We start from the raw sequence: 18,689 nt of genomic DNA, 5'->3' as shown, positions 1-18,689 counted from the left end.
ATGTGCCGTAGGCATGGGCGGCGCGGTGTCTACCCCGAATGGTCGACTGCGTCATTGGCACCCGACTCGCCTTCCCCGCCCCATACTCTGGCTCCCGCCGATGCGGACGCATCGTGTGTCACAGGGGAGGATATTGTGAAGTCGCTCATGGCAAGGGCCCGTTGGCTGGGCACCGCCGCATCGGTCGGCCTGCTGCTGACCGCCGGGACCGGGACGGCCACCGCACAGCCCGCCACCGCCACGGCCCCCCAGGTCGTCCCAGTGGGGTACGCGTACCCGACGACCGCCGTCACCCCGGACGGCACGAAGGCCTACGTCGGGGTGACCGACGACCCCCGCGGCACGCCCGCGGTCAAGGTCGTCGACACCCGGACCGGCGCGATCACCGCCCGACTCACCCTTTCCACCGACGCGAACTCCTTCGTCGGCGCGCTGGCGATGAGCCCCGACGGCACGCGGCTGTACGCGACCGTGGGGGCGCAGCACCTGGTCACCATCGACACCGACAGCGACACGGTGGCCGCCGACGTCCCGCTCCCGGTCCAGCCGCACCCCGACGGGTACATGGACGGCTCGCCGAGTTCCCTCGTGGTCAGCCCGGACGGCGCCGGCGTCTATCTGGCCCAGAACGGGCCACGGCAGCGCTGGGGCTTCCAGCCCGCCCGGGTCCTCGCGTACTCGAACGCCGCCGGCGCCTTCACCGCCTCCGTCGGCGTCACCGACTTCAGCGTCGGTTCGATCGTCCTGCGCCCCAACGGCCAGGACCTGTACGTCACCACCGGAGCCGGCCTGGTCCACCTGGCCGCCACGCCCACCTCGCTCACCACCGTCCGCACCTTCACCGCCGGGCACGGCGCCTCCGGCGGTGCGGTGCTCAGCCCCGACGGCAGCACGCTGTACGGCATCGGCGGCTACGAGAGCGATTACCTCGTCGACACCGAGACCGACACCGTCACCGAGAACTTCCACTTCGCACCGGGCAACACCAACCTCGGCTTCCCGGTCGTCAGCCTGGACGGGGGCCGCCTGTACTTCGTCTCCAAGTCGACCGTCTTCGTCACCCCGGGCGGGCCCACCCCTCCCGGCTACCACTACAACAGCGCGATCCTTTCCTACGACACCGAGGCCCACGCGCTCGTCCCCGCCGAGACCGTGAACCCGCAGCAGGTGGAACTCGCCACCGGCCTGGCGCTCGGCCCGGACGGCCACACCTTCTACCTCGGCGGCAACACCTACCCCGGCGGCGTTCCGGGCACTGTCGCCAGTCTGGAGATCATCAAGACCTGACGGTCAGTCAATCCTTAGGCGAGTAGATCCGATGTGGTCAGCGAGCGGGTGACTGGTGCGCCGATCTTGTTGTTGTGCCAGCTGCCCGCGGCCATGGCCAGGATGCGTTGGGCGACCTCGATCGCACACATGTCGCCTTGTCGGCAAAAGCGTTCGAGTACAGGTGAGTACCGGGATGGGCCGGAAAACGAGCGTGTCACCGGAGCGTGGCAGCGGCGGGATTGGGCAGTCTGTCCGGGGTCGGCGGCACTTCGGCCCGCCGGTGACGTGAGGAGTTGCGACATGTCCAGTGGCGTCAGCATCGACGACAAGTGCGTCGAGGTCTACCAGGAACTCAAGCTGGGCAAGAAGTACCGCTACGCGTTCTTCGGCCTGAGCGCTGATCTCAAGCAGGTCATCCTGGTGAGCACCGGAACGGAGTCGGACTACAAGAGCTTCGCCGACCAGTTCCCCAAGGATGAATGCCGGTACGCGGTGTACGACTTCAACTACACGAAGGCCGACGGCGAGGAGCGCAACAGGATCCTCTTCTTCCTCTGGACGCCCGAGGGGGCCAAGGTCCAGCGGCGGATGATCGCCACCAGCGCGAAGGACGCCCTCCGGAAGAAGTTCGTCGGGATCGGCACCGAGATCCAGGCCACCGAGGCCGCCGAGGTGTCCTACGACGCGGTGCTGGCCAGGGTCAGGGCAGCCTGATCCAACTCGCCACCGTCGGGGCCGGGGCCGGAAGGAGCGCCTGAACCGTGTCGATCACGCTGCGCCGCTACGGCCCCGACTCCGCCGCCGGGATCCACGGGACCGTGCTCGACCTCCACGACGCCGGCCACCCGCCGACGGCGTTCCCGAACTGCCCCGACCCGCGCGCCCGCTTCTCCTGGCTCCTCGAATCCTGGACACAGGAGGCGGGTTGGGAGTGCGTCATCGGCTACGACGGAGAGGTGCCGGTCGGCTTCGCGCACGGCGCGGCGCTGGCCCCCGGCACCTCCTGGTGGCGCTGCCTCCTGACGCCGCCCGACCCCGCCTTCACCGAGGAGACCGGCCTGCGGACCTTCGCCCTCGCCGACCTCGTGGTCAGCCCGCAGTGGCGCGGGCGGGGCGTGGCAGCGCGCATCCACGAGGGACTGCTCGCCGGCCGGCCGGAGCGGCGGGCCACTCTCCTGGTGGATACCGACCACCCGAAGGTGCAGGCGTTGTACGAGAGTTGGGGCTACTCCCCGATCGGGCCCACCATGTCCTTCGACCACGCCGAGCGGATGACGGCCATGGTGCGCGAGACCTGCTGACCGCTGTTCCGTCGAACAGCGGAGGTTGGTCAGACCTCGGTGGTCGCGGCGAACTCCACGAAGCATCCTTCCGACATCGAGAAGGCTCTTGAAGATCTTGCTTCGGCTGACCGATTCACCCCAGATTGCCGGTAAATGTCAATCGGGGCGAACTGGTGCAAGCCGGGCACGTTTTCAAGATCCTCATCAGACCCCCAGCTAAGCGGGCGGGCGGCCCTCGACGATCCGGCGGATCTCGCGCGCCAGGGCGTCGGGGTCGCTGGTCGGCACCATGTGGTCGGCGTCGGCCGCCAGTACGTGGCAGCCGACCTCGGCCCGGCCGACGCGGTGGGCGTGCGAGGCGTTCACGGCCTCCCGGACCTTCGGACCCATGCCGGCCGAGGTCCGGACGGCCGAGACCACCGTGAGCGGGATGCCGCCGAGGGCCGGCGGATTCTCCTTCATGGCGGTCAAGTCCGCTACGACGGAGCCGAGTTCGGCTCCCCGGGTGCGAATGGTGGAGACGGTGAAGCCCTCCTCGCGCATCTCGGCCGCGGCGTCCGCCGGCAGGGCGTCGAGCATCGGGCGGAAGGCCCGGGCCAGCAGGCCGGTGCGGGCCAGCAGCATGCTGACGGCCTGCCCGATCCGCTCCTGGCGGCGCACCGAGGGCGCGAACACCAGGTCGCAGGACTCGTCCGTCGGGTCGGCCAGCACCAGGCCCGCGATCCGCTCGGGGCGGGCCGCCGCGGCGAGCCGGACGATCGGCCCGCCCCAGCTGTGCCCGACCAGGACGAACGGCCCGTGGCCGAGGCCGCCGAGGTGGTCGAGCAGGTCGCCGAGGTCCTCGGCGAGCCGACTCAGCGGGCGCGGCGCCGGGTCCGGCGCGCTGCGGCCGAGCCCGCTGCGGTCGTACGCCACCGTCGCCGCGACCCCGTCCAGCCGGAGCTGCACCGGCGCCCAGTACGAGCGGCTGGAGGCGAGCCCGCCCTCCAGCACGACCGTCGGCACGACCGTCGGCGCGCCCTCGCCGCCGGGCCCCGGCCGCCGCATGTAGAACAGCTCCCGGCCGTCCCGTGTCCGCGCCCGCCCCGGCTCACCCTGACTGTGCATCCCCGGCACCGCCCTCACCCTCGGCCATCCATCAAGTTTGGTTAGCCTAGCCTCACTTCCCCGGTGATCGCGACCACCTGCGGGGCGACGGCGGCGACGGGGGCCGTCAGTAGTCGACCAGATCGAAGACCGTGGCCGCGCGGAAGGCCTCGTCCAGCTCGGGGCCGGGCCGGTCGAAGCCCTCCACCCCCTCGGGGTCCGCCTCCGTGGTCTCGAACCGGCCCCTGGTGTGGTCGAGGATGGCCTGATTGGCCGCCACATGCCCGCGCAGCCGCTGCTCGTAGGCCTGGTAGGCGGCCTCGTGGTCGCCGTCGGACGCGTGCAGTTCCCCGGCCAGCACATAGGCGGCGGTCAGGGCCACGCTGGTGCCCTGGCCGGTGGCCGGGGAGCAGCAGTACCCGGCGTCGCCGAGCAGCGCGACCCGGCCCTGCGACCAGCGGTCCATCCGGATCTGCGCGACCACGTCGTAGTGGAAGGCGTCCCCCTCCCCCAGGGACTTGAGGAACTGCGGCACCTCCCAGCGCAGCCCGGCGCAGCGCTCGGCCACCAGCCGCCGCTGCTCCGCGAGGTCGCGCGGCAGCAGGTCCTCGACCGGCTCGTCGGACATGAAGACGGCGAAGACGCGCAGCTCGCTGTTGTCCCGGACGGTCATCGCCATGCAGCCCCAGGCGGCCTGGCCGTTGGGCTGGTGGATGACCTCCCAGCGGTCGAGGCCGAGGTGGTTGGGGGCGCTCCAGCCGGCGATGTAGATGCTGGTCGGGTGCAGGTAGTCGGCCTCGGGGCCGAAGACCAGGCGGCGGGTGTTCGAGTGCAGGCCGTCGGCGCCCACGACGAGGTCGAAGGACTGCTCGTCGCCGCTGGTGAAGCGGACCTGGACGCCCTCCTCGTGCTGCACGAGGGTGTCGATCGACTCGCCGAAGCGGTACCGGACGCCGGGCCGGGCCGCCCCCGCCAGCAGGGCGGCCAGTTCGTCGCGCAGGATCTCCACGTCGGGGCCGTCCACGGCGCCCCCGGTGGCCGTCCACTCGGTGGTGCGCTTGAGCTCGCGGCCGTCCGCGTCGACGAGGGACATGCCGCGCAGTCCGGTCCGGCGGGCCCGGACCTCCTCCAGGAGGCCCATCCGGTCGATGATCTCCAGGGCGTTGCCCCGCACGTCCACCGCCTGTCCGCCGCCCCGCAGTTCCGGGGCGCGCTCGACGACCGTGACGCGGAAGCCGTAGCGCTCCAGCCAGTAGGCGAGGGCGGTGCCGGCGATCCCCGCGCCGGAGATCAGGACCGAGGTGGTGCGCGAGTGGTGCGGTCGGGTGCTGTTCGACGTGGTGCTCGACATGGTGGACCTCCCGTGAGTCGATGTCGTGCCGCCAGTCTCGCCACGGCGGCCGACAGGTCGCTCACAGGACGCTGACACGACCGGCGAGCGACCGCCAGACCGCCGACAGGCCACCGACAAACCACCGGCAGGCCGCGTCACCGACCGTGTCACCGGCCAGGCCAGGGCGGCAGCCTGTGACCTGGGGTCACAGGATGACCGCCTGTCTGGCTGGCCGCGGGGGCCGTCCGCAGGATGGCCGCATCGGACTCCTGCCCTCCCGTCGCGGCCGCTTCCGCCTGCCGTCCGAAGGCCCGGCCGCTCCCTCGCACGACAAGGTGGTGATCGCTGTGAGCAGCATCTCCGACCCGCCCCGACCCGAACAGGCCGAGGACGTCCCGCCCCTGGCGCCGGCCCAGGCCTTCGAACGGTGGCGCTACGCGGGAGTGTTCCTCCTGCTGTTCCTGTTCGGCACGGAGACCTTCCTGGTGTCGCCGCTGCTGCCGACCATCGCGGACTCGGTGCACACCACCGAGGCGGCCGCCGCCTCCAGCGTCACCGCCTACGTGCTGGTGTACGCCGTCGCGGCGCCCTTCCTCGGGCTGCTGAGCGACCGGTTCGGCCGCCGCCGCACCCTGGTGGCGGGCACCGTGCTGTTCGTCGTGTCCAACGCGGCGGCCGCCCTCTCCACCGGGCTGACGCTGCTGGTCGTCTCCCGCGCGGTGGCCGGGCTGGCGGCGGCCGCGGCCGGGCCGGCGATCTGGGCGCACATCGCCGAGACCGCGCCGGATGCGGTGCGCGGCCGGGCCCTCGGCCTGGGCATGGCGCTGTTCTCCTGCGGCCAGGTGATCGGCGTGCCGCTCGGCGGCTTCCTCGCCGGACTGGCCGGCTGGCGGTCGGCGTTCTGGGCGCTGACCATCGGCACCGCGGCGGCCGTCCCGCTGCTGCTGAGCCAGGTCCAGCGCCGTTCGGCTCAGGCGGCCGCGCCGCAGGTGGGGGCGGTCCGGGCGATCCTGGCGGGCTGGGCCGACCCGACGCTGCGCCGCGCCCTGCTGGTCAACACGGTGTTCAACACGGCCAACCTGGGCGCCTACACCTTCCTCGGCGCGGTGCTGGTGCAGCGCTTCGACCTGTCGGTGCAGGCCCTGGGCCTGGTGGGCGTGCTGGTCGGTGCGGGCAGCCTGGTCGGCTCGCTGCTGGGCGGCCGGCTCGGGGACCGGGCCAGGACCGCCGGGCGCTCCGACCTGCCGATGCTGCCGCTGTGGGGCGTGCTGCTGGCGGCGGGCGTCGCGCTGGCGGCCAAGGGGCCCGGTCTGGTCCTCGCCCTGGCCGGCGTGGTGGTGTGGTTCCTGGCCTCCGGCGGCTTCGTGACGGACCAGCAGACGCTGGCCGGCACCATCGCCCCGGAGCTGCGGGCGACCTCCAGCGCGTGGCTGACCTCGACCATGTACGCGGGCACCGGCCTCGGCGCCTGGGCGATCGGCACCTTCGGCAACGTCGCGGACGGCACCCTGCTGATCGGCACCGGGCTCGCGCTGGTGGCCGCCCTGGGCGCGCTGGCGGTCAGCCTCGGCCTGCGCCGGTCCACCGCGTCGGGCGCCTGAGGCCCCGCCGGAACGGCCGGGATGCCCGGCAGGGCCGGCGGCTCAGCCGACCCGGCGTTCCCCCTCCACGCCGCCGACCGCGCGCAACGGATGATCGACCAGTTCGGTCATCCGCGCCCGGTCGGCGGCGCCGTGCGGGGTGAACAGCAGCACCGTCGCGGTCGGGTCGTCCACCGGGTGGAAGGAGGACAGCGTCAGCCGCACCGGGCCGAGCCCGGCCGGCTCGACGGTGACGGTGCGGACGGTCAGCTCCGCCACCGAGTGGCACCCCCACCAGTGCCGGAACTCGGGCGCGTCCTCGTCCAGGTGCCGGTAGACCTCGCCGGTGCGCGGATCGGCCAGGGCGGGGCCGGCCTGCGCCCGGAACTGCTGGAAGACGTTCATGGCGAGCGGCTCCCAGTCGCGGAACACGGCCCGCACCCGGTGGTCGGCGGCCATCACCCACATCAGGTTGCGCCGGTCCGCGGGGACGAACTCGGGCGAGCCCCAGAGCGCGACCCAGGCGGCGTTCCAGCCGAGCAGGTCGAAGTGCCGGTCGAGCAGGACGGCCGGGCTGGTGGGCCAGGAGTCCAGGACCGGCCGGATGGCCTCGGCGAGCCGGTCGGCGCCGTCCTCCGAGGCGGCGGCCGCCGTCGGCTCGTGGTAGCCGGCCAGGCGCATGGCGTGCCGCAGCCCGGCCGCGTCCAGCCGCAGCACCCGGGCGATCGCCTCCAGCACCTGCCGGGAGGCGGTGACCCGCCCCTGCTCGACCCAGGTGTACCAGGCCAGGCCGACGCCGGAGAGGGAGGCGACCTCCTCCCGGCGCAGACCGGGGGTGCGGCGCCGGGTGGTGGCGGTGAGGCCGACGTCGGAGGGCTTGAGGAGCTCGCGATGGGCGCGCAGGAAGGCGCCGAGTTCCCTGCCTGCGGGGGGAGTTGACACGGTTGGCTCCTCGGCCCTGGTCGGTGCCGTCGAATGCGGGGGTGTGGGCTGCCACCAGCGTAGACGCAGCCCGCCGCCCACCCCAGGGGTGAGCGGCGGGCTACACATGTTGTTAACGAGACGTCAGCTGCCACAGCCGGACGGGCATGTGGCTGACGTGGCCGCGCTCCTGCTGCCGGCGCCAGGCGCTCTCGCCGACGGCCCGGAAGAAGGCGGGCCGCTGCTGCGCCGGCACCGCACGGCTGTAGTAGTCGCCGAAGGTGGCGGCGTGGAAGTGCTCGTACTGGGCGGCGCCGTCGACGGTGACCACGGCGTCGCGCTCCAGGTGGCCGGCCACCGCGAGGTGCGGGCCCACCACCGCCGCGAGCTCGTCGACGGTCCTGGTCCGGGTCGCGATCGGCAGCACCCCGGCGCGTTCCAGCACGCCGGGCACGTCGTCGTACGGGGTGCCGAGGGCGACCAGGGCGTCGCGGACCAGCTCGTCCTCGCCGCCGAGGCCGCGCTCGTCCCGGGCCGGGTGGTAGGTGGTGAGCAGGAAGCGGCCGCCGGGGGCGAGGTGGGCGGCGGCCCAGGCGAAGATCCGTTCCTCGTCCGGGTACAGCCAGTGCAGCACCGAGGTCTGGGTGATCACGTCGGCCCGGAACGGCAGCGGCTCGGGCACGGTGAGGTCGGCCCGGTGCAGGGCGACCCGCTCGCCGTAGGGCTGGAGCCGGGCGGCGGCCTCGGCGATGCGGTGCTCGGAGCGTTCCAGGCCGACGGCGCGCCGCAGGGAGGGGAAGCGCTCCAGGGCCTCCTGGAGCAGCTGGCCGATCCCGCTGCCGAGGTCGATCAGGGACTCGGGGGCTCCGGTGACCTGGTCGAGCACCCAGTCCCGGTCCTGGACCTGGCGCAGCCGGCTGGCGTCGGCGTACCCCGCGAGGGTACGGGCCTGGATCTCGACGGCGGACGTGCTCACGGCTGGTTCTCCTCCACGGTGGACGACTGCTCGGTCGGCGGCTGGTCGGTCGGCGGCTGCTCGGTCGGCGGCCGGTCGGTCGGCGGCCGGTCGGCAGCCGGCCGGTCGGCAGCCGGCTGCGCCGCGGCGGCGGGCTGCTCCGCGACGCCCTGGTCGACCAGGTGCAGCAGCCGTTCGCGGGCGGCGCTCTGGTCGTACCGCTTGAAGAGGTTGATCCGGTTGCGGGCCAGGTCGCCCCGGTGCACGTACTCGTAGAGGTCCTGGCGCTGGCCGAAGCCGTCGCCGGTCAGCTCCCAGGCGATCCGGAAGAGCCGGGCCTTGCGTTCGGCGTCGATGTCCCGGCCGCGCATGTAGCGGTCCAGGTGCGGGCGCAGCCGGGGGTTGGCGAGGTCCCCGGCGGTGGGCTGGATGAGCAGCCCGGAGGCGCCGATCCTGCGGACGATCTCGACCGCGCTGCCGGCCACCTCGGCCGACCAGACCCGGGAGGCCGCCGTGTCGCCGGGGGCGAACAGTCCGCCGTCGGTGAGGCCGCCGCGCGCCTCGGCGGCGTCGAGGAAGTACTCGGTCAGTTCGGCGTACCCGGCGAGGCGGCCCAGGTCCTCCTGGATGTTGCGGAAGCCGTCCACGCCGATCGACTCGGCGACCAGGGTGGCGCCGGCCAGCAGGGTCCGCAGCCGCTCGCGGTAGCGGATGTGGCCGACGTAGGCGCTCCAGGCGTTGATCCGGCCGAGGCCGGTGCGCGCCAGGTTCGCGTCGCGCAGCAGGAAGACGCGGTCCCAGGGCACCAGGACGTCGTCGAAGAAGAGCATCGCGTCCTGCTCGTCGAACCGCGCGCCGAGCGGGTGGGCGTGCCCCCAGGAGGCGCTGCCGAGCGGTTCGCGGGCGAGGGTGATCAGGCCGGGGGTGTTGAGCGGCAGGGCGAACCAGGTCACGAACTGCTCGCCGCGGCCCTCGGTGAACGACGCCGAGAGGTAGACCAGCACCTCGTGGGCGATCGGGGCGAGCGTGGTGAGCTGCTTGGCGCCGCGCACCACGATGCCCCGGTCGTTCTCCTCCACGACGCGCAGGGCGAGGTCCGGGTCGTCCAGCGGGTTGGCGGAGCGGTCGATCTGCGGGTCGCCGAGGGCGTGCGAGAGGACGAGGTCGTTGCTCGCGCAATGCCGGTACCACGCCTCGGCGTTGGCGCCGAAGCGCGGGTCGGCCCCGGCCAGCCGGTGCCGGAAGTCGTAGACGCCGACGGCGATCGAGGCCATGAAGGCGGGTGAGCGGCCCTGCTGCCCCAGTGCCTCGGCGTGCCACAGCTCGGCGCTGCGGCGCTGGAGCCGCAGGTCCTCCAGGGTGCGCGGGGGCTGGTAGGCGCGGGCGAGCCGCAGGCCGCTGTCCGGGTCCTCCCAGGTGAGCAGGTCGCGGTGGGCGGGGTCGTGCTGGAGGTCGATCAGGCGGGCCAGTTCGTCCACGGCCGGGCGGAACGCGGGGTGCTCGGCGGGGTTCGCGATGCGCTTGCCGTCGAGGTAGAGCTCGCGGCCGTCGTCCAGTTCGGCCCGGTACCGGTCGCCGGTCAGCAGGCCGCGGGCGGTGGCGGGTGCGCCGCGGCCGGTGATGGTGCCCAGCAGTGTCATGCGCCAACTCCGTTTGATGTCAAGGGTTCAAGGGTTCAGGGGTTTCGGGTCGATCACGCGGTACCGGCCGTCGTGGTAGAGCAGCGGGTCGCCGTCGCCGCGGTCCGCGGCGGCGACCCGGCCGACCAGGATGGTGTGGTCGCCGCCGGGCAGGGTGGCGTGCAACCGGCAGTCGAACCAGGCCAGGGCGTCGTCGACGAGCGGGGCGCCGGTGACGGCCGTCCGCATCGGCACCGCGGTGAAGCCGCCGAGCGCGCGCCCGGCCCCGGGGGTGGCGAAGCGCCGGGCCACCGCCGACTGGCCGTCCGTCAGGACCGAGAGGCCGAACCGTCCGGCGGTGCGGGCCGCGGCCACGAGCGGGCTGTGGCGGCTGACCGCGACGGTGACCAGCAGCGGGTCGAGGGAGAGGGTGCTGAAGGAGGAGACCGTCTTGGCGAAGACCTCCTCGTCCGCGCGGGTGGTGACCACCGCGACCCCGGTGGTCCAGCCTCGGGAGGCGGCCCGGAAGGCCTCCTCGGTGGCCTTCGCCGTGGTCACGGCCGCCGCGGGGCCGCTCATCGCAGCCCCACCCGGTAGGCGCGTAGCCACTCGTCGACCTGGACCAGGTGGTCGAGGCCGCCGACCGGGTTCGGCGCGGTGCGCGGGCTGGGCAGCGGGCGGCCCTCGGCGAGCAGCCGGCGGACCAGCTCGCGGTCCACCAGCTCGAAGACCGGCGCGTTCGGGTCGGCCAGCAGCTCGTGCGCCCGGGCGGTGAGCACCTCGGTGTAGCGGACGGCCGGGGTGGACGGGTAGCCGCTCTTGGGCCGGTCGGTGACCTGCGGCGGGAGGAGGTCCCGGACGGCGTCCCGGAACAGGCCCTTGGCCCGCCCGTCCGGCGCCTTGAGCGCCCACGGGACGTTCCAGAGGTACTCCACCAGGCGGTGGTCGCAGAACGGCACCCGTACCTCCAGGCCGACCGACATCGACACCCGGTCCACCCGGTCCAGCAGCGGGGGGAGCCAGCGGGTGAGCGCGAGGTGGAAGACCTCGCGGATCCGCGCGTCGGCGGCCGACTCGCCGGGCAGGCGCGACACCTCGCCGAGCGAGCGGTGGTAGGCGGCGGCGGTGTACTCCTCGGGGCGCACCTCGGCCCGGACGTCCGGGCGCAGCAGGTCCGCCGGCACGGCCTTGCCGTGCAGCCACGGGAAGGTGGGCGCGGCGACGGCCCGCGCGTCGTGGAAGTACGGGTAGCCGCCGAAGATCTCGTCCGCGGCCTCGCCGGAGAGCGCGACCGTGGAGCGCCGCCGCACCTCGCGGAAGAGCAGGTGCAGCGAGGCGTCCATCTCGCCCCAGCCGGGCCGGTCCCGGGCGCGCAGGACGGCGTCCCGGGCGTCCAGCAGGTCGTCGTCGGGCACCAGGACGGTGGTGTGCAGGGTGCCGATGTGCTCGGCGGCGGCCTGCACGTACGGGGCGTCGAGGGTGGTCCGCCAGGCGTCCGGGGTGCGGTCGGTGCTGCCGGGGAAGTCCACCGAGAAGCTGGCGATCTTCCCGTGGCCGGCCCGTTCGCGGGCGGCCGCGGCCAGCGCGGTGACGGCGCTGGAGTCGACGCCGCCGGAGAGCAGGGTGCACAGCGGCACGTCGCTGATCAGCTGCCGTTCGACGGCGTCGGCGAGCAGGTCCCGGACGGTGCCGCGGGTGGTCGCGGCGTCGTCCCGGTGCTCGGCCGACTCCAGCCGCCAGTAGCGGAGTTCGCGGGTGGCGCCGCGGCCGACGACCACCAGGTGGCCGGGCCGGACTTCGTGCAGCCCGCGGAACAGCCCGTGGCCGGCGCTCGGCGCGGCGGGCAGCGCGAACAGTTCGGCGATGCCCTCGGCGTCCAGTTCGGCGCGGAACAGCGGGTTCGCGAGCACCGCCTTGGGCTCGGAGCCGAACAGCACCCCGGTGGCGTGGGCGTGCCAGTACAGCGGCTTGATCCCGAGGTGGTCGCGGACCAGCAGCAGTTCCTCGCGCGCGGCGTCCCACAGGGCGTAGGCGAAGATGCCGTTGAACCTGGTCGGCGCGTCCTTGCCCCACTGGAGGTGGGCCCGCAGGACCACCTCGGTGTCCGAGCGGCTCCGGAAGACGTGCCCGAGGGCCTCCAGCTGCGCGCGCAGCTCGCGGTGGTTGTAGAGCTCCCCGTTGTAGCACAGGACGGCGCCGGCGTCGGGCCACGGTCGGTCGGCGAGCGGCTGGGCCCCGCCGTCCAGGTCGATCACGGACAGCCGGCGGTGGCCGAACGCGGCGTGCCGGGAGAGCCAGACGCCGTCCGCGTCCGGGCCGCGGCAGGCCAGGGTGGCGGTCATCTCCCGGACCGTCCGCGCCTGGTGGCGCAGGTCGGTGTCCCAGTCGATCCAGCCGGTGACACCGCACATCTCAGGACTCCCCCGGTTCGTCGTTGGCGGCGGGCCCGGCCGCGGCGCTCGACTCCCAGCGGCAGCCGTGGCCGGTCGGGCCGTTGGTCAGGCGGTGCGCGGGCCGGTAGCCCTTGGCGCGGATGTTGGCGGACAGCGCCTCGGTGCAGTAGGTGCAGGGCGAGGCGAGGGTCAGCTGGACGCCCGAGCGGCGGGCCTTCTCGCGGTAGTCCCAGATCGCACAGTGCGTGATGGTGAGCGCCGCGTGCTCGGCGCCGGGCGGGTCCTCGTCGTCGAACTCGTACTCCGAGCCGTACAGTTCGGCCTGCCGGGCGATCCGGTGGATCGGGTCGGCGGCGCCCCGGCCGTGGTCGGGTTCGACCTCGCGGTGCACCTCGGCGTTGGACCGGGCCCAGTCCCCCAGCCCCTCCTCGCCGTAGCGGCGCACGAGGAAACGTTCCATCAGCGCCTGGTCGCGGAAGAACACCCGCTGCCACTCCGGGGCCGGGGCGTCCGGCGCGGGGAGGTCGGCGAAGAGCTCGGACTGCAGCACGAACCAGTCGGTCAGGTGCAGCCCGTTCCCGCGCGACACCAGGTACCGCGTCAGGCCCGCCTCGGCCTCGTGCAGCCGCTGGCGCCAGAGCGCGGACCGCTCGGCGTCCGACATCGCGCGGTACGGGGACCTCGGCTGCTCCGCGCCGGGGCTCCGGTGGCTCGCGGCGGCCAGCACCGCCGTGCGCGGGCCGGCGTCGGCACCCGCCGCACCGGCGGAACCGGTCGGGCCCCCGGTCCTGTCGGACACACCCCCCATCGGGCCATCTCCCTTCGGCTGGACGATCCTTCGGACCGTCTCGTGTGGTGGTCGTTTCCCGCCACGCTACGGAGCGGGCCAGGCGCCCCGGTAGCCCCGAACGGCGCCGCTCAGGGCGCCGATCGTCGCCTCGCGCATGCTCCGAAGGTCACCCGCGGGAGGCGGCCGGAACACGACGGAGGGCGGGCCCCGCGCGCTGCGGGGCCCGCCCTCCGGAGGGTGGCGACGAAGATGTACCGAGACGAACTACCCGGCGAGGCCGTGCCGGTGGGCGTAGAGCGCGGCGCGCAGCCGGTCGGGTTGCCCGATCTTGCGCATGGCCTGGGTGAGGTGCTTCTTCACGGTCGCCTCGGCCAGGGCGAGCTCCCGCCCGATCTCGGCGTTGCTCAGTCCGAGCCCGAGCTGGACCAGCACCTCGCGCTCACGCTCCGTCAGCCCGGCGTGCTGCGGCGGCAGTTCGCCGACGTGCTGCGGGGGCACCGCCGCATGGGAGCGGGCCGGCGGCGGCGCCGGCAGGAACACCGACCCGCCCGCCGCCGCGAGTTGGACGGCGCTGATGATCCGGTCCTCGGCCAGGTCGAGCGGGAAGCAGCCGCTGGCCCCGGCCAGCAGCATCCGGCTCGCCTCGGCGGTCGACTCGGCCCGGCGCAGCAGCAGCACCCGGGCGTCGGGCGCCGCGTCCGGGCCGCGCAGCGCCACCACGACGGCGAGGTCGGCCTCCAGGCTCGCGCCCCGGCCGAGCAGGATGACGTCGGGGGCGACCCGGCGCACGGCGGCCACCGCGCGCAGCGGGTCGCCGGTGGACCCGACCACGGCCAGTCCGGGCACGGTCGTCAGCACGCTGCGCAGCCCGGCGCTGGCCACCGAGTGCCGCTCGACCAGGAACACCCGGGCGTCGGCCGTGCGGTCGCGGTCCTCCTCCACGCACATCGGATGGCCGCACCCGCACCCGGTGGCGGTCGGCCCCGCCGGGGGTGGCGGCGTCACCGTCTCCGCCAGCAGCTGGTGACCGGCGATCAGGTCGAGCGGGTTGTCGATCTCGGCCTGCGCCGGGGGTGCGGCGCGCACCGGCGGCGCGCCCGCGGCGGGGGCGTCCACCAGGGTGGCGCCGCCACAGGCGCCGCGTCGGGCGGGAAGCCGGCGGCCGCGCGGGCCGGCCGGGGCGGCGAGCTTGCTCACTGCTGCCATCGCGCACCCCCGGGGGCGGAGGCAGGGCGTCTGAGGTACGACATGGCGATACGGTCCCCTTGCTGGTGGCGGGCCGGGCCGGTGGGCACGGGTGCTGCGGCGAGGATCCGTCGAGGACGCGCACGGGCGTCGGCCGCGGAATCCGGGACTGGGAAGGGGCGCCGACCGCAGCGGCTGGGAACGGGGGCGGTCAGCGCGCAGCGCGCGGGCGACAGAGCTCGTCGAAACACCGTCGGTGCCACGAGCCGCCGATCCCGACCAGGGTGATGTCGGTCCGCCGAATAGCCATGCGGGGAACCCTAGGTCCGGTTCCTTGTGCAGGTCAAGGACGGAACCGTGGCTCAGCACCCTGGGCAGTAGCGGTCCTGACACTCCGGATGCTGTGACCAGGAGTAACAGCATCAAGTGCTGACTGGCTGTCCGGGCCACCGGTCCGCAACGCTCCTCCAAGCGGCCGCAGCTGCCGGAGCGGCACCGACGTCCCCCGTCCCACGGACCGCCCGACCCGTGCTCCGGCACCCGATCCCGCCCGGACGCGGCATCCGCCCCCGGCGAACGGCCCGTCCCACGGCCCCGGTCCGGCGCACCGGCACCCCGGACGCCGCCGGTGACTGCCGGTGACCGCCGCGACCGTCCCGACCCGCTCCCGAACCGCCCCTCCCGGAAGGACCACCAGCCCCATGCCCGCCCCGCCCAACCGGCCCGCCGCCGGCCAGTCCGGCGCCACGCCACGGAGGGCCGGGTGACCCGCTTCCTGCTGCGCCGCCTCCTGCTGGCCGTACCGACCCTGCTCGGCGTCACCGCCGTCGTCTTCGCGACCGTCACGCTCGTCCCCGGCGATCCGGTGGCCCTCTTCCTCGGGCCGGGCGCACCGCCCGAGGCCCGCCGCGAGCTCTCCGAACGGCTCGGCCTGGACCAGCCGTTGCCCGTCCGCTACGCCTCCTGGCTCTGGCACGCGCTCACCGGCGACCTCGGCACCTCCGTCTCCGGCCAGCGCCCGGTCGCCGACCTGCTGCTCCCGGCGCTCGGCCAGACCCTGACCCTGACCGCGGCCGCCTTCCTGCTGGTGCTGGTCGGCGGGGTGGCGCTCGGCGCCGTCGGCGCGCTGCGCCCGCGCGGCCCCGGCGGGCGGATCTCCGGCGCGCTGTCCGCCCTCGCGGTCTCCGCCCCGCAGTACTCGGTGGCCCTGCTGCTGATCGCCGTCTTCGCCGTGGGCCTGCGCTGGCTGCCCGCCGGGGGCACCCACGACGTGTTCGGCTCCGGCGGCCTGCCCGACCTGGCCCGCCACCTGGTCCTGCCGGCCGTGGCCGCCGCGCTCGTCCCGCTCGGACTCACCGCCCGGGTGTTCCGGGCCGCGCTGGGGGGCGTGCTGGCCGGCGAGCTGGCCGACTCGCTGCGCGCCCGCGGCCTGCGCCCGGCCACCGTGCTGCGGCACTGCGTGCACAACGCCTCGCCGGCGCTGCTGACCATCGGCGGCCTGCAACTCGCCTACCTCCTGGAAGGGGTGATCTTCGTGGAGACCCTGTTCGCCTGGCCCGGCGTCGGCCGACTGCTGTACGACGCCCTCACCTCCCGCGACCTGCCCCTGGTGCAGGGCGGGGTGCTGGTGGTGGCGGTCGCGTTCGTCGGCGTCAACATCCTCGTGGACGCGGCGCACGCGGCGATCGACCCGCGAGTAAGGAACTGATGTGACGTCACGTGTCCTCGCCCGAGCGAACCTCGGCCTGACCGTCCCCGCCGCGCTGGCCGCGCTGCTGGTCCTGCTCGCGCTCGCCGCGCCGCTGGTCGCCCCGTACGACCCGGCCGCCGGGCGGCTGGCGGACCGGCTGCTCGACCCGGGCAGCCCCGGCCACCCGCTCGGCACCGACGGCCAGGGCCGCGACCTGCTCAGCCGGCTGATCTGGGCCGGGCGCGCCTCGCTCACCGGCGGGCTCGTCCCCGTCGCGGTGGCCGCCGTCGCCGGCACCCTGCTCGGCGTCGTGGCCGGGCTCGGCGGCCGGATCACCGAACAGGCCCTGCTGCGCCTGCTGGACGTGCTCTACGCCTTCCCCGGGGTGCTGCTGGCGATCGCCATCGCCTCGCTGCTCACGCCCGGCCTGGGTGCGACCGTGCTCGCGCTGTCGGTGGTGCTCACCCCCGCGGTGGCGCGGGTCGCGTTCACCGAGACCCGGCGCGTCCGGGCCGCCGAATACCTGGTGGCCGCCCGGGTCAGCGGCGCCGGCTGGGGGTCGCTGGTCCTGCGCCAGGTCGCCCCGGTGGTGGCGCCGGTGGTCCTGGTGTACGCGTCCTCGCTGGTTGGGCTGGCCATCATGTACGCCGCAGGCCTGTCCTTCCTCGGGCTCGGGGTCGCCCCGCCCACCGCCGAGTGGGGCGCGATGCTGGAGGAGCTGCGGCCCTCGCTGCTCACCCACCCCTGGGTGGCGGTCCTGCCGGCCCTGGTCATCCTCGCCGTCTCGGTCGTCTTCAACACCCTCGGCGAGACGCTGCGCACCCGCGTCGGCGACACCGCCGCCCTGCTGGCGCACGCCGCCCCCGCCGCCGCGAGCCGGTCCACCGGCCGGGCGGCCGACCGCTCCGCCGACGGCTCGGCCCGGCCCCGGGCCGCGAAGCGGGTGGGCGCATGAACGCGCTGCTGGAGATCGACGGCCTGACCGTCGAGTACCCCGGCGGGGTCCGGGCCGTCGACGACGTCTCCCTCGCCCTGCCCGCCGGCCGCTCCCTGGTGCTGCTCGGCGAATCCGGCAGCGGCAAGACCACCGTCGCCCGCACCGTGCTCGGGCTGCCGGGCCACGGCGCCGCCGTCACCGGAGGCGTCCGGCTCGCCGGGACCGACCTGCGGGCGCTCGGCGAACGCGAACTGGCCGACGTCCGCGGCCGGCGGATCGGCTACGTGCCGCAGGACCCGACCGCCTCGCTCGACCCGCTGCGCCGGATCGGCCCCCAGCTCGCCGAGGTGCTGCGGCGGCACGGCATCGCCGCCGACCGCCGGGCCGCCCGCGCGGCCGTCCCGAAGCTGCTCGCCACCGCCGGCATCCCGGATCCGGAACGCGTCGCCCGGGCCTACCCGCACGAGCTCTCCGGCGGCCTGCGCCAGCGCGCCGCCATCGCCGTCGCGATCTGCTGCGGCCCGGAACTGCTGATCGCCGACGAACCGACCACCGCGCTCGACGCGCTGATCCGCGGGCGGATCCTCGACCTGTTCACCACCCTGCGCGCCGACTGCGGCATCGCCCTGCTGCTGGTCACCCACGACCTCGCGGCGGCCCGCCGGATCGGCGGCACCGTGGCCGTCATGCGGGCCGGCCGGGTCGTCGAACTCGGGCCCGCCGAACGGGTGCTGGGCGACCCGGAACACGCCTTCACCGCCGCCCTGGTGGCCGCCGAACCGGGAGCCCGCCGATGAACGCCGCAGACCGCACCCGCCCGGGCCCGCTCCTGGTCGCCGACGCCGTCACCAAGCGCTACGGCGACCGGACCGCCCTGGACGCCGTCAGCCTCACCGTCGCGCCGGGCGAGACCGTCGGCCTGGTCGGCGAGTCCGGCTCGGGAAAGTCCACCCTGGCCCGGCTCGCCCTCGGAGTGCTGGCCCCCGACGCCGGCAGCGTCCGCTTCGCCGGCCGCGATCCGTACCGGCTGCGCGGCCGCGCCGACCGGACGCTGCGGGGCCGCCTCCAGTTCGTGCCGCAGGACCCGCGCGGGTCGCTCAACCCCAGCCTGCGCGCCGGGGAGGCGGTCGCCTTCGCGCTGCGCCTGCACGGCACGCCGCGCGCCGAACGCGCCGCCGCCGTCGCCCGGCTCTTCACCCAGGTCGGTCTGGAGCCCGCGCTCGCCGACCGCTACCCCCGGGAGCTGTCCGGCGGGCAGCTCCAACGGGTGGCCGTCGCCCGGGCCCTGGCCACCGGACCGGACCTGGTCGTCTGCGACGAACCGACCTCCGCCCTCGACCGCAGCGTGCAGGCCCGCCTGCTCGACCTGCTGACCGACCTCCAGGAACGCACCGGCCTGGCCTACCTGTTCATCTCCCACGACCTCGCCGTCGTCCGGCACCTCGCCCACCGGGTGCTGGTGCTGCGGCACGGCCGGGTGGTCGAGGAGGGCCCGGCCGGCCTGCTCTGGGACTCCCCCGCGCACCCGTACACCCGGGCGCTGCTGGAGGCCGCCACCGGCGTCGCGTGACCCGCCGCCGAAACTCCGTACCGACACACCCCCGCACCACCCAACCCCCGCACCACCGAACCCCCGCACCACCGAACC

At 74.7% G+C, this 18,689-nt stretch carries 17 protein-coding genes; 8 read left to right on the top strand and 9 right to left on the bottom strand.

Annotated features, from left to right (window positions below; translation table 11 throughout):
• Nucleotides 1–147: 147 nt before the first annotated feature.
• The 3 genes from ACIQVZ_RS11545 (at nucleotide 148) to ACIQVZ_RS11535 (ending at nucleotide 2,570) form a co-directional block, all read left to right on the top strand.
• Nucleotides 148–1,287, top strand: coding sequence for a YncE family protein (locus tag ACIQVZ_RS11545; protein ID WP_402448991.1), 1,140 nt, complete (start codon nucleotides 148–150; stop codon nucleotides 1,285–1,287).
• A 282-nt stretch (nucleotides 1,288–1,569) separates the two neighbouring features.
• Entirely contained in the window at nucleotides 1,570–1,983 is a 414-nt protein-coding gene (locus ACIQVZ_RS11540; RefSeq protein WP_402448988.1) for an actin-binding ADF family protein, read from the top strand.
• Between the two features lie 47 nt (nucleotides 1,984–2,030).
• Nucleotides 2,031–2,570 carry a GNAT family N-acetyltransferase gene (locus tag ACIQVZ_RS11535; RefSeq protein WP_402448987.1) on the top strand — a complete coding sequence of 180 codons (540 nt, stop codon included), beginning with the start codon at nucleotides 2,031–2,033 and terminating at the stop codon, nucleotides 2,568–2,570.
• 198 nt (nucleotides 2,571–2,768) lie between these two features.
• On the opposite strand, the gene ACIQVZ_RS11530 is transcribed toward ACIQVZ_RS11535, so the two are convergent.
• Complete coding sequence (locus ACIQVZ_RS11530; RefSeq protein WP_402448985.1) at nucleotides 2,769–3,659, bottom strand: alpha/beta fold hydrolase; 891 nt, start codon at nucleotides 3,657–3,659, stop codon at nucleotides 2,769–2,771.
• Between the two features lie 106 nt (nucleotides 3,660–3,765).
• Entirely contained in the window at nucleotides 3,766–4,989 is a 1,224-nt protein-coding gene (locus tag ACIQVZ_RS11525) for an FAD-dependent monooxygenase (protein ID WP_402448982.1), read from the bottom strand.
• 329 nt (nucleotides 4,990–5,318) lie between these two features.
• Here ACIQVZ_RS11525 and ACIQVZ_RS11520 point away from each other — a divergent pair, with 329 nt between their 5' ends.
• On the top strand, nucleotides 5,319–6,572 hold the full coding sequence (locus ACIQVZ_RS11520; protein WP_350880847.1) for an MFS transporter: 1,254 nt from the start codon (nucleotides 5,319–5,321) through the stop codon (nucleotides 6,570–6,572).
• Nucleotides 6,573–6,614: 42 nt separating this feature from the next.
• On the opposite strand, the gene ACIQVZ_RS11515 is transcribed toward ACIQVZ_RS11520, so the two are convergent.
• From ACIQVZ_RS11515 to ACIQVZ_RS11485, 7 genes are all read right to left on the bottom strand, one after another.
• Nucleotides 6,615–7,493, bottom strand: a complete 879-nt coding sequence (locus ACIQVZ_RS11515) for a helix-turn-helix domain-containing protein (RefSeq protein WP_244293271.1) — start codon at nucleotides 7,491–7,493, stop codon at nucleotides 6,615–6,617.
• A gap of 112 nt (nucleotides 7,494–7,605) precedes the next feature.
• Complete coding sequence (locus ACIQVZ_RS11510) at nucleotides 7,606–8,448, bottom strand: class I SAM-dependent methyltransferase (RefSeq protein ID WP_402448980.1); 843 nt, start codon at nucleotides 8,446–8,448, stop codon at nucleotides 7,606–7,608.
• The gene (locus tag ACIQVZ_RS11505) at nucleotides 8,445–10,067 is read right to left on the bottom strand and encodes a 4-hydroxyphenylacetate 3-hydroxylase family protein (protein WP_402448978.1); all 1,623 of its coding nucleotides are present in this window, start codon (nucleotides 10,065–10,067) and stop codon (nucleotides 8,445–8,447) included. Before ACIQVZ_RS11505 ends, ACIQVZ_RS11510 begins: the two co-directional genes overlap by 4 nt.
• Before the next feature lie 27 nt (nucleotides 10,068–10,094).
• Complete coding sequence (locus ACIQVZ_RS11500; protein WP_402448975.1) at nucleotides 10,095–10,625, bottom strand: flavin reductase family protein; 531 nt, start codon at nucleotides 10,623–10,625, stop codon at nucleotides 10,095–10,097.
• Nucleotides 10,622–12,457: an asparagine synthase (glutamine-hydrolyzing) gene (gene asnB / locus ACIQVZ_RS11495; RefSeq protein ID WP_402448972.1), complete on the bottom strand. Its 1,836-nt coding sequence runs from the start codon at nucleotides 12,455–12,457 to the stop codon at nucleotides 10,622–10,624. The genes ACIQVZ_RS11500 and asnB overlap by 4 nt, the downstream gene beginning before the upstream one ends.
• Before the next feature lies 1 nt (nucleotide 12,458).
• A complete protein-coding gene (locus ACIQVZ_RS11490; protein WP_350880837.1) occupies nucleotides 12,459–13,238 on the bottom strand; it encodes a hypothetical protein in 780 nt (259 codons plus the stop codon).
• 255 nt (nucleotides 13,239–13,493) lie between these two features.
• A complete protein-coding gene (locus ACIQVZ_RS11485) occupies nucleotides 13,494–14,435 on the bottom strand; it encodes a response regulator transcription factor (RefSeq protein WP_350880835.1) in 942 nt (313 codons plus the stop codon).
• A gap of 742 nt (nucleotides 14,436–15,177) precedes the next feature.
• Between ACIQVZ_RS11485 and ACIQVZ_RS11480 the strand changes: the two genes are divergently transcribed.
• Genes ACIQVZ_RS11480 through ACIQVZ_RS11465 form a run of 4 tightly spaced genes read left to right on the top strand, consistent with a single transcriptional unit; the run spans nucleotide 15,178 to nucleotide 18,611 of the window.
• On the top strand, nucleotides 15,178–16,122 hold the full coding sequence (locus tag ACIQVZ_RS11480; RefSeq protein WP_350880832.1) for an ABC transporter permease: 945 nt from the start codon (nucleotides 15,178–15,180) through the stop codon (nucleotides 16,120–16,122).
• Between the two features lies 1 nt (nucleotide 16,123).
• Nucleotides 16,124–17,059, top strand: coding sequence for an ABC transporter permease (locus ACIQVZ_RS11475; protein WP_402448969.1), 936 nt, complete (start codon nucleotides 16,124–16,126; stop codon nucleotides 17,057–17,059).
• Nucleotides 17,056–17,838, top strand: a complete 783-nt coding sequence (locus ACIQVZ_RS11470; RefSeq protein WP_350880828.1) for an ABC transporter ATP-binding protein — start codon at nucleotides 17,056–17,058, stop codon at nucleotides 17,836–17,838. Before ACIQVZ_RS11475 ends, ACIQVZ_RS11470 begins: the two co-directional genes overlap by 4 nt.
• Nucleotides 17,835–18,611: an ABC transporter ATP-binding protein gene (locus ACIQVZ_RS11465; protein WP_402448967.1), complete on the top strand. Its 777-nt coding sequence runs from the start codon at nucleotides 17,835–17,837 to the stop codon at nucleotides 18,609–18,611. The genes ACIQVZ_RS11470 and ACIQVZ_RS11465 overlap by 4 nt, the downstream gene beginning before the upstream one ends.
• Nucleotides 18,612–18,689 lie beyond the last annotated feature (78 nt).

It is taken from the genome of Kitasatospora sp. NPDC098663, from assembly GCF_044760075.1.
Classification (GTDB): domain Bacteria; phylum Actinomycetota; class Actinomycetes; order Streptomycetales; family Streptomycetaceae; genus Kitasatospora.
Note: the sequence above shows the minus strand (reverse complement) of the source record. Positions and strands in the feature narration are given on the sequence as shown.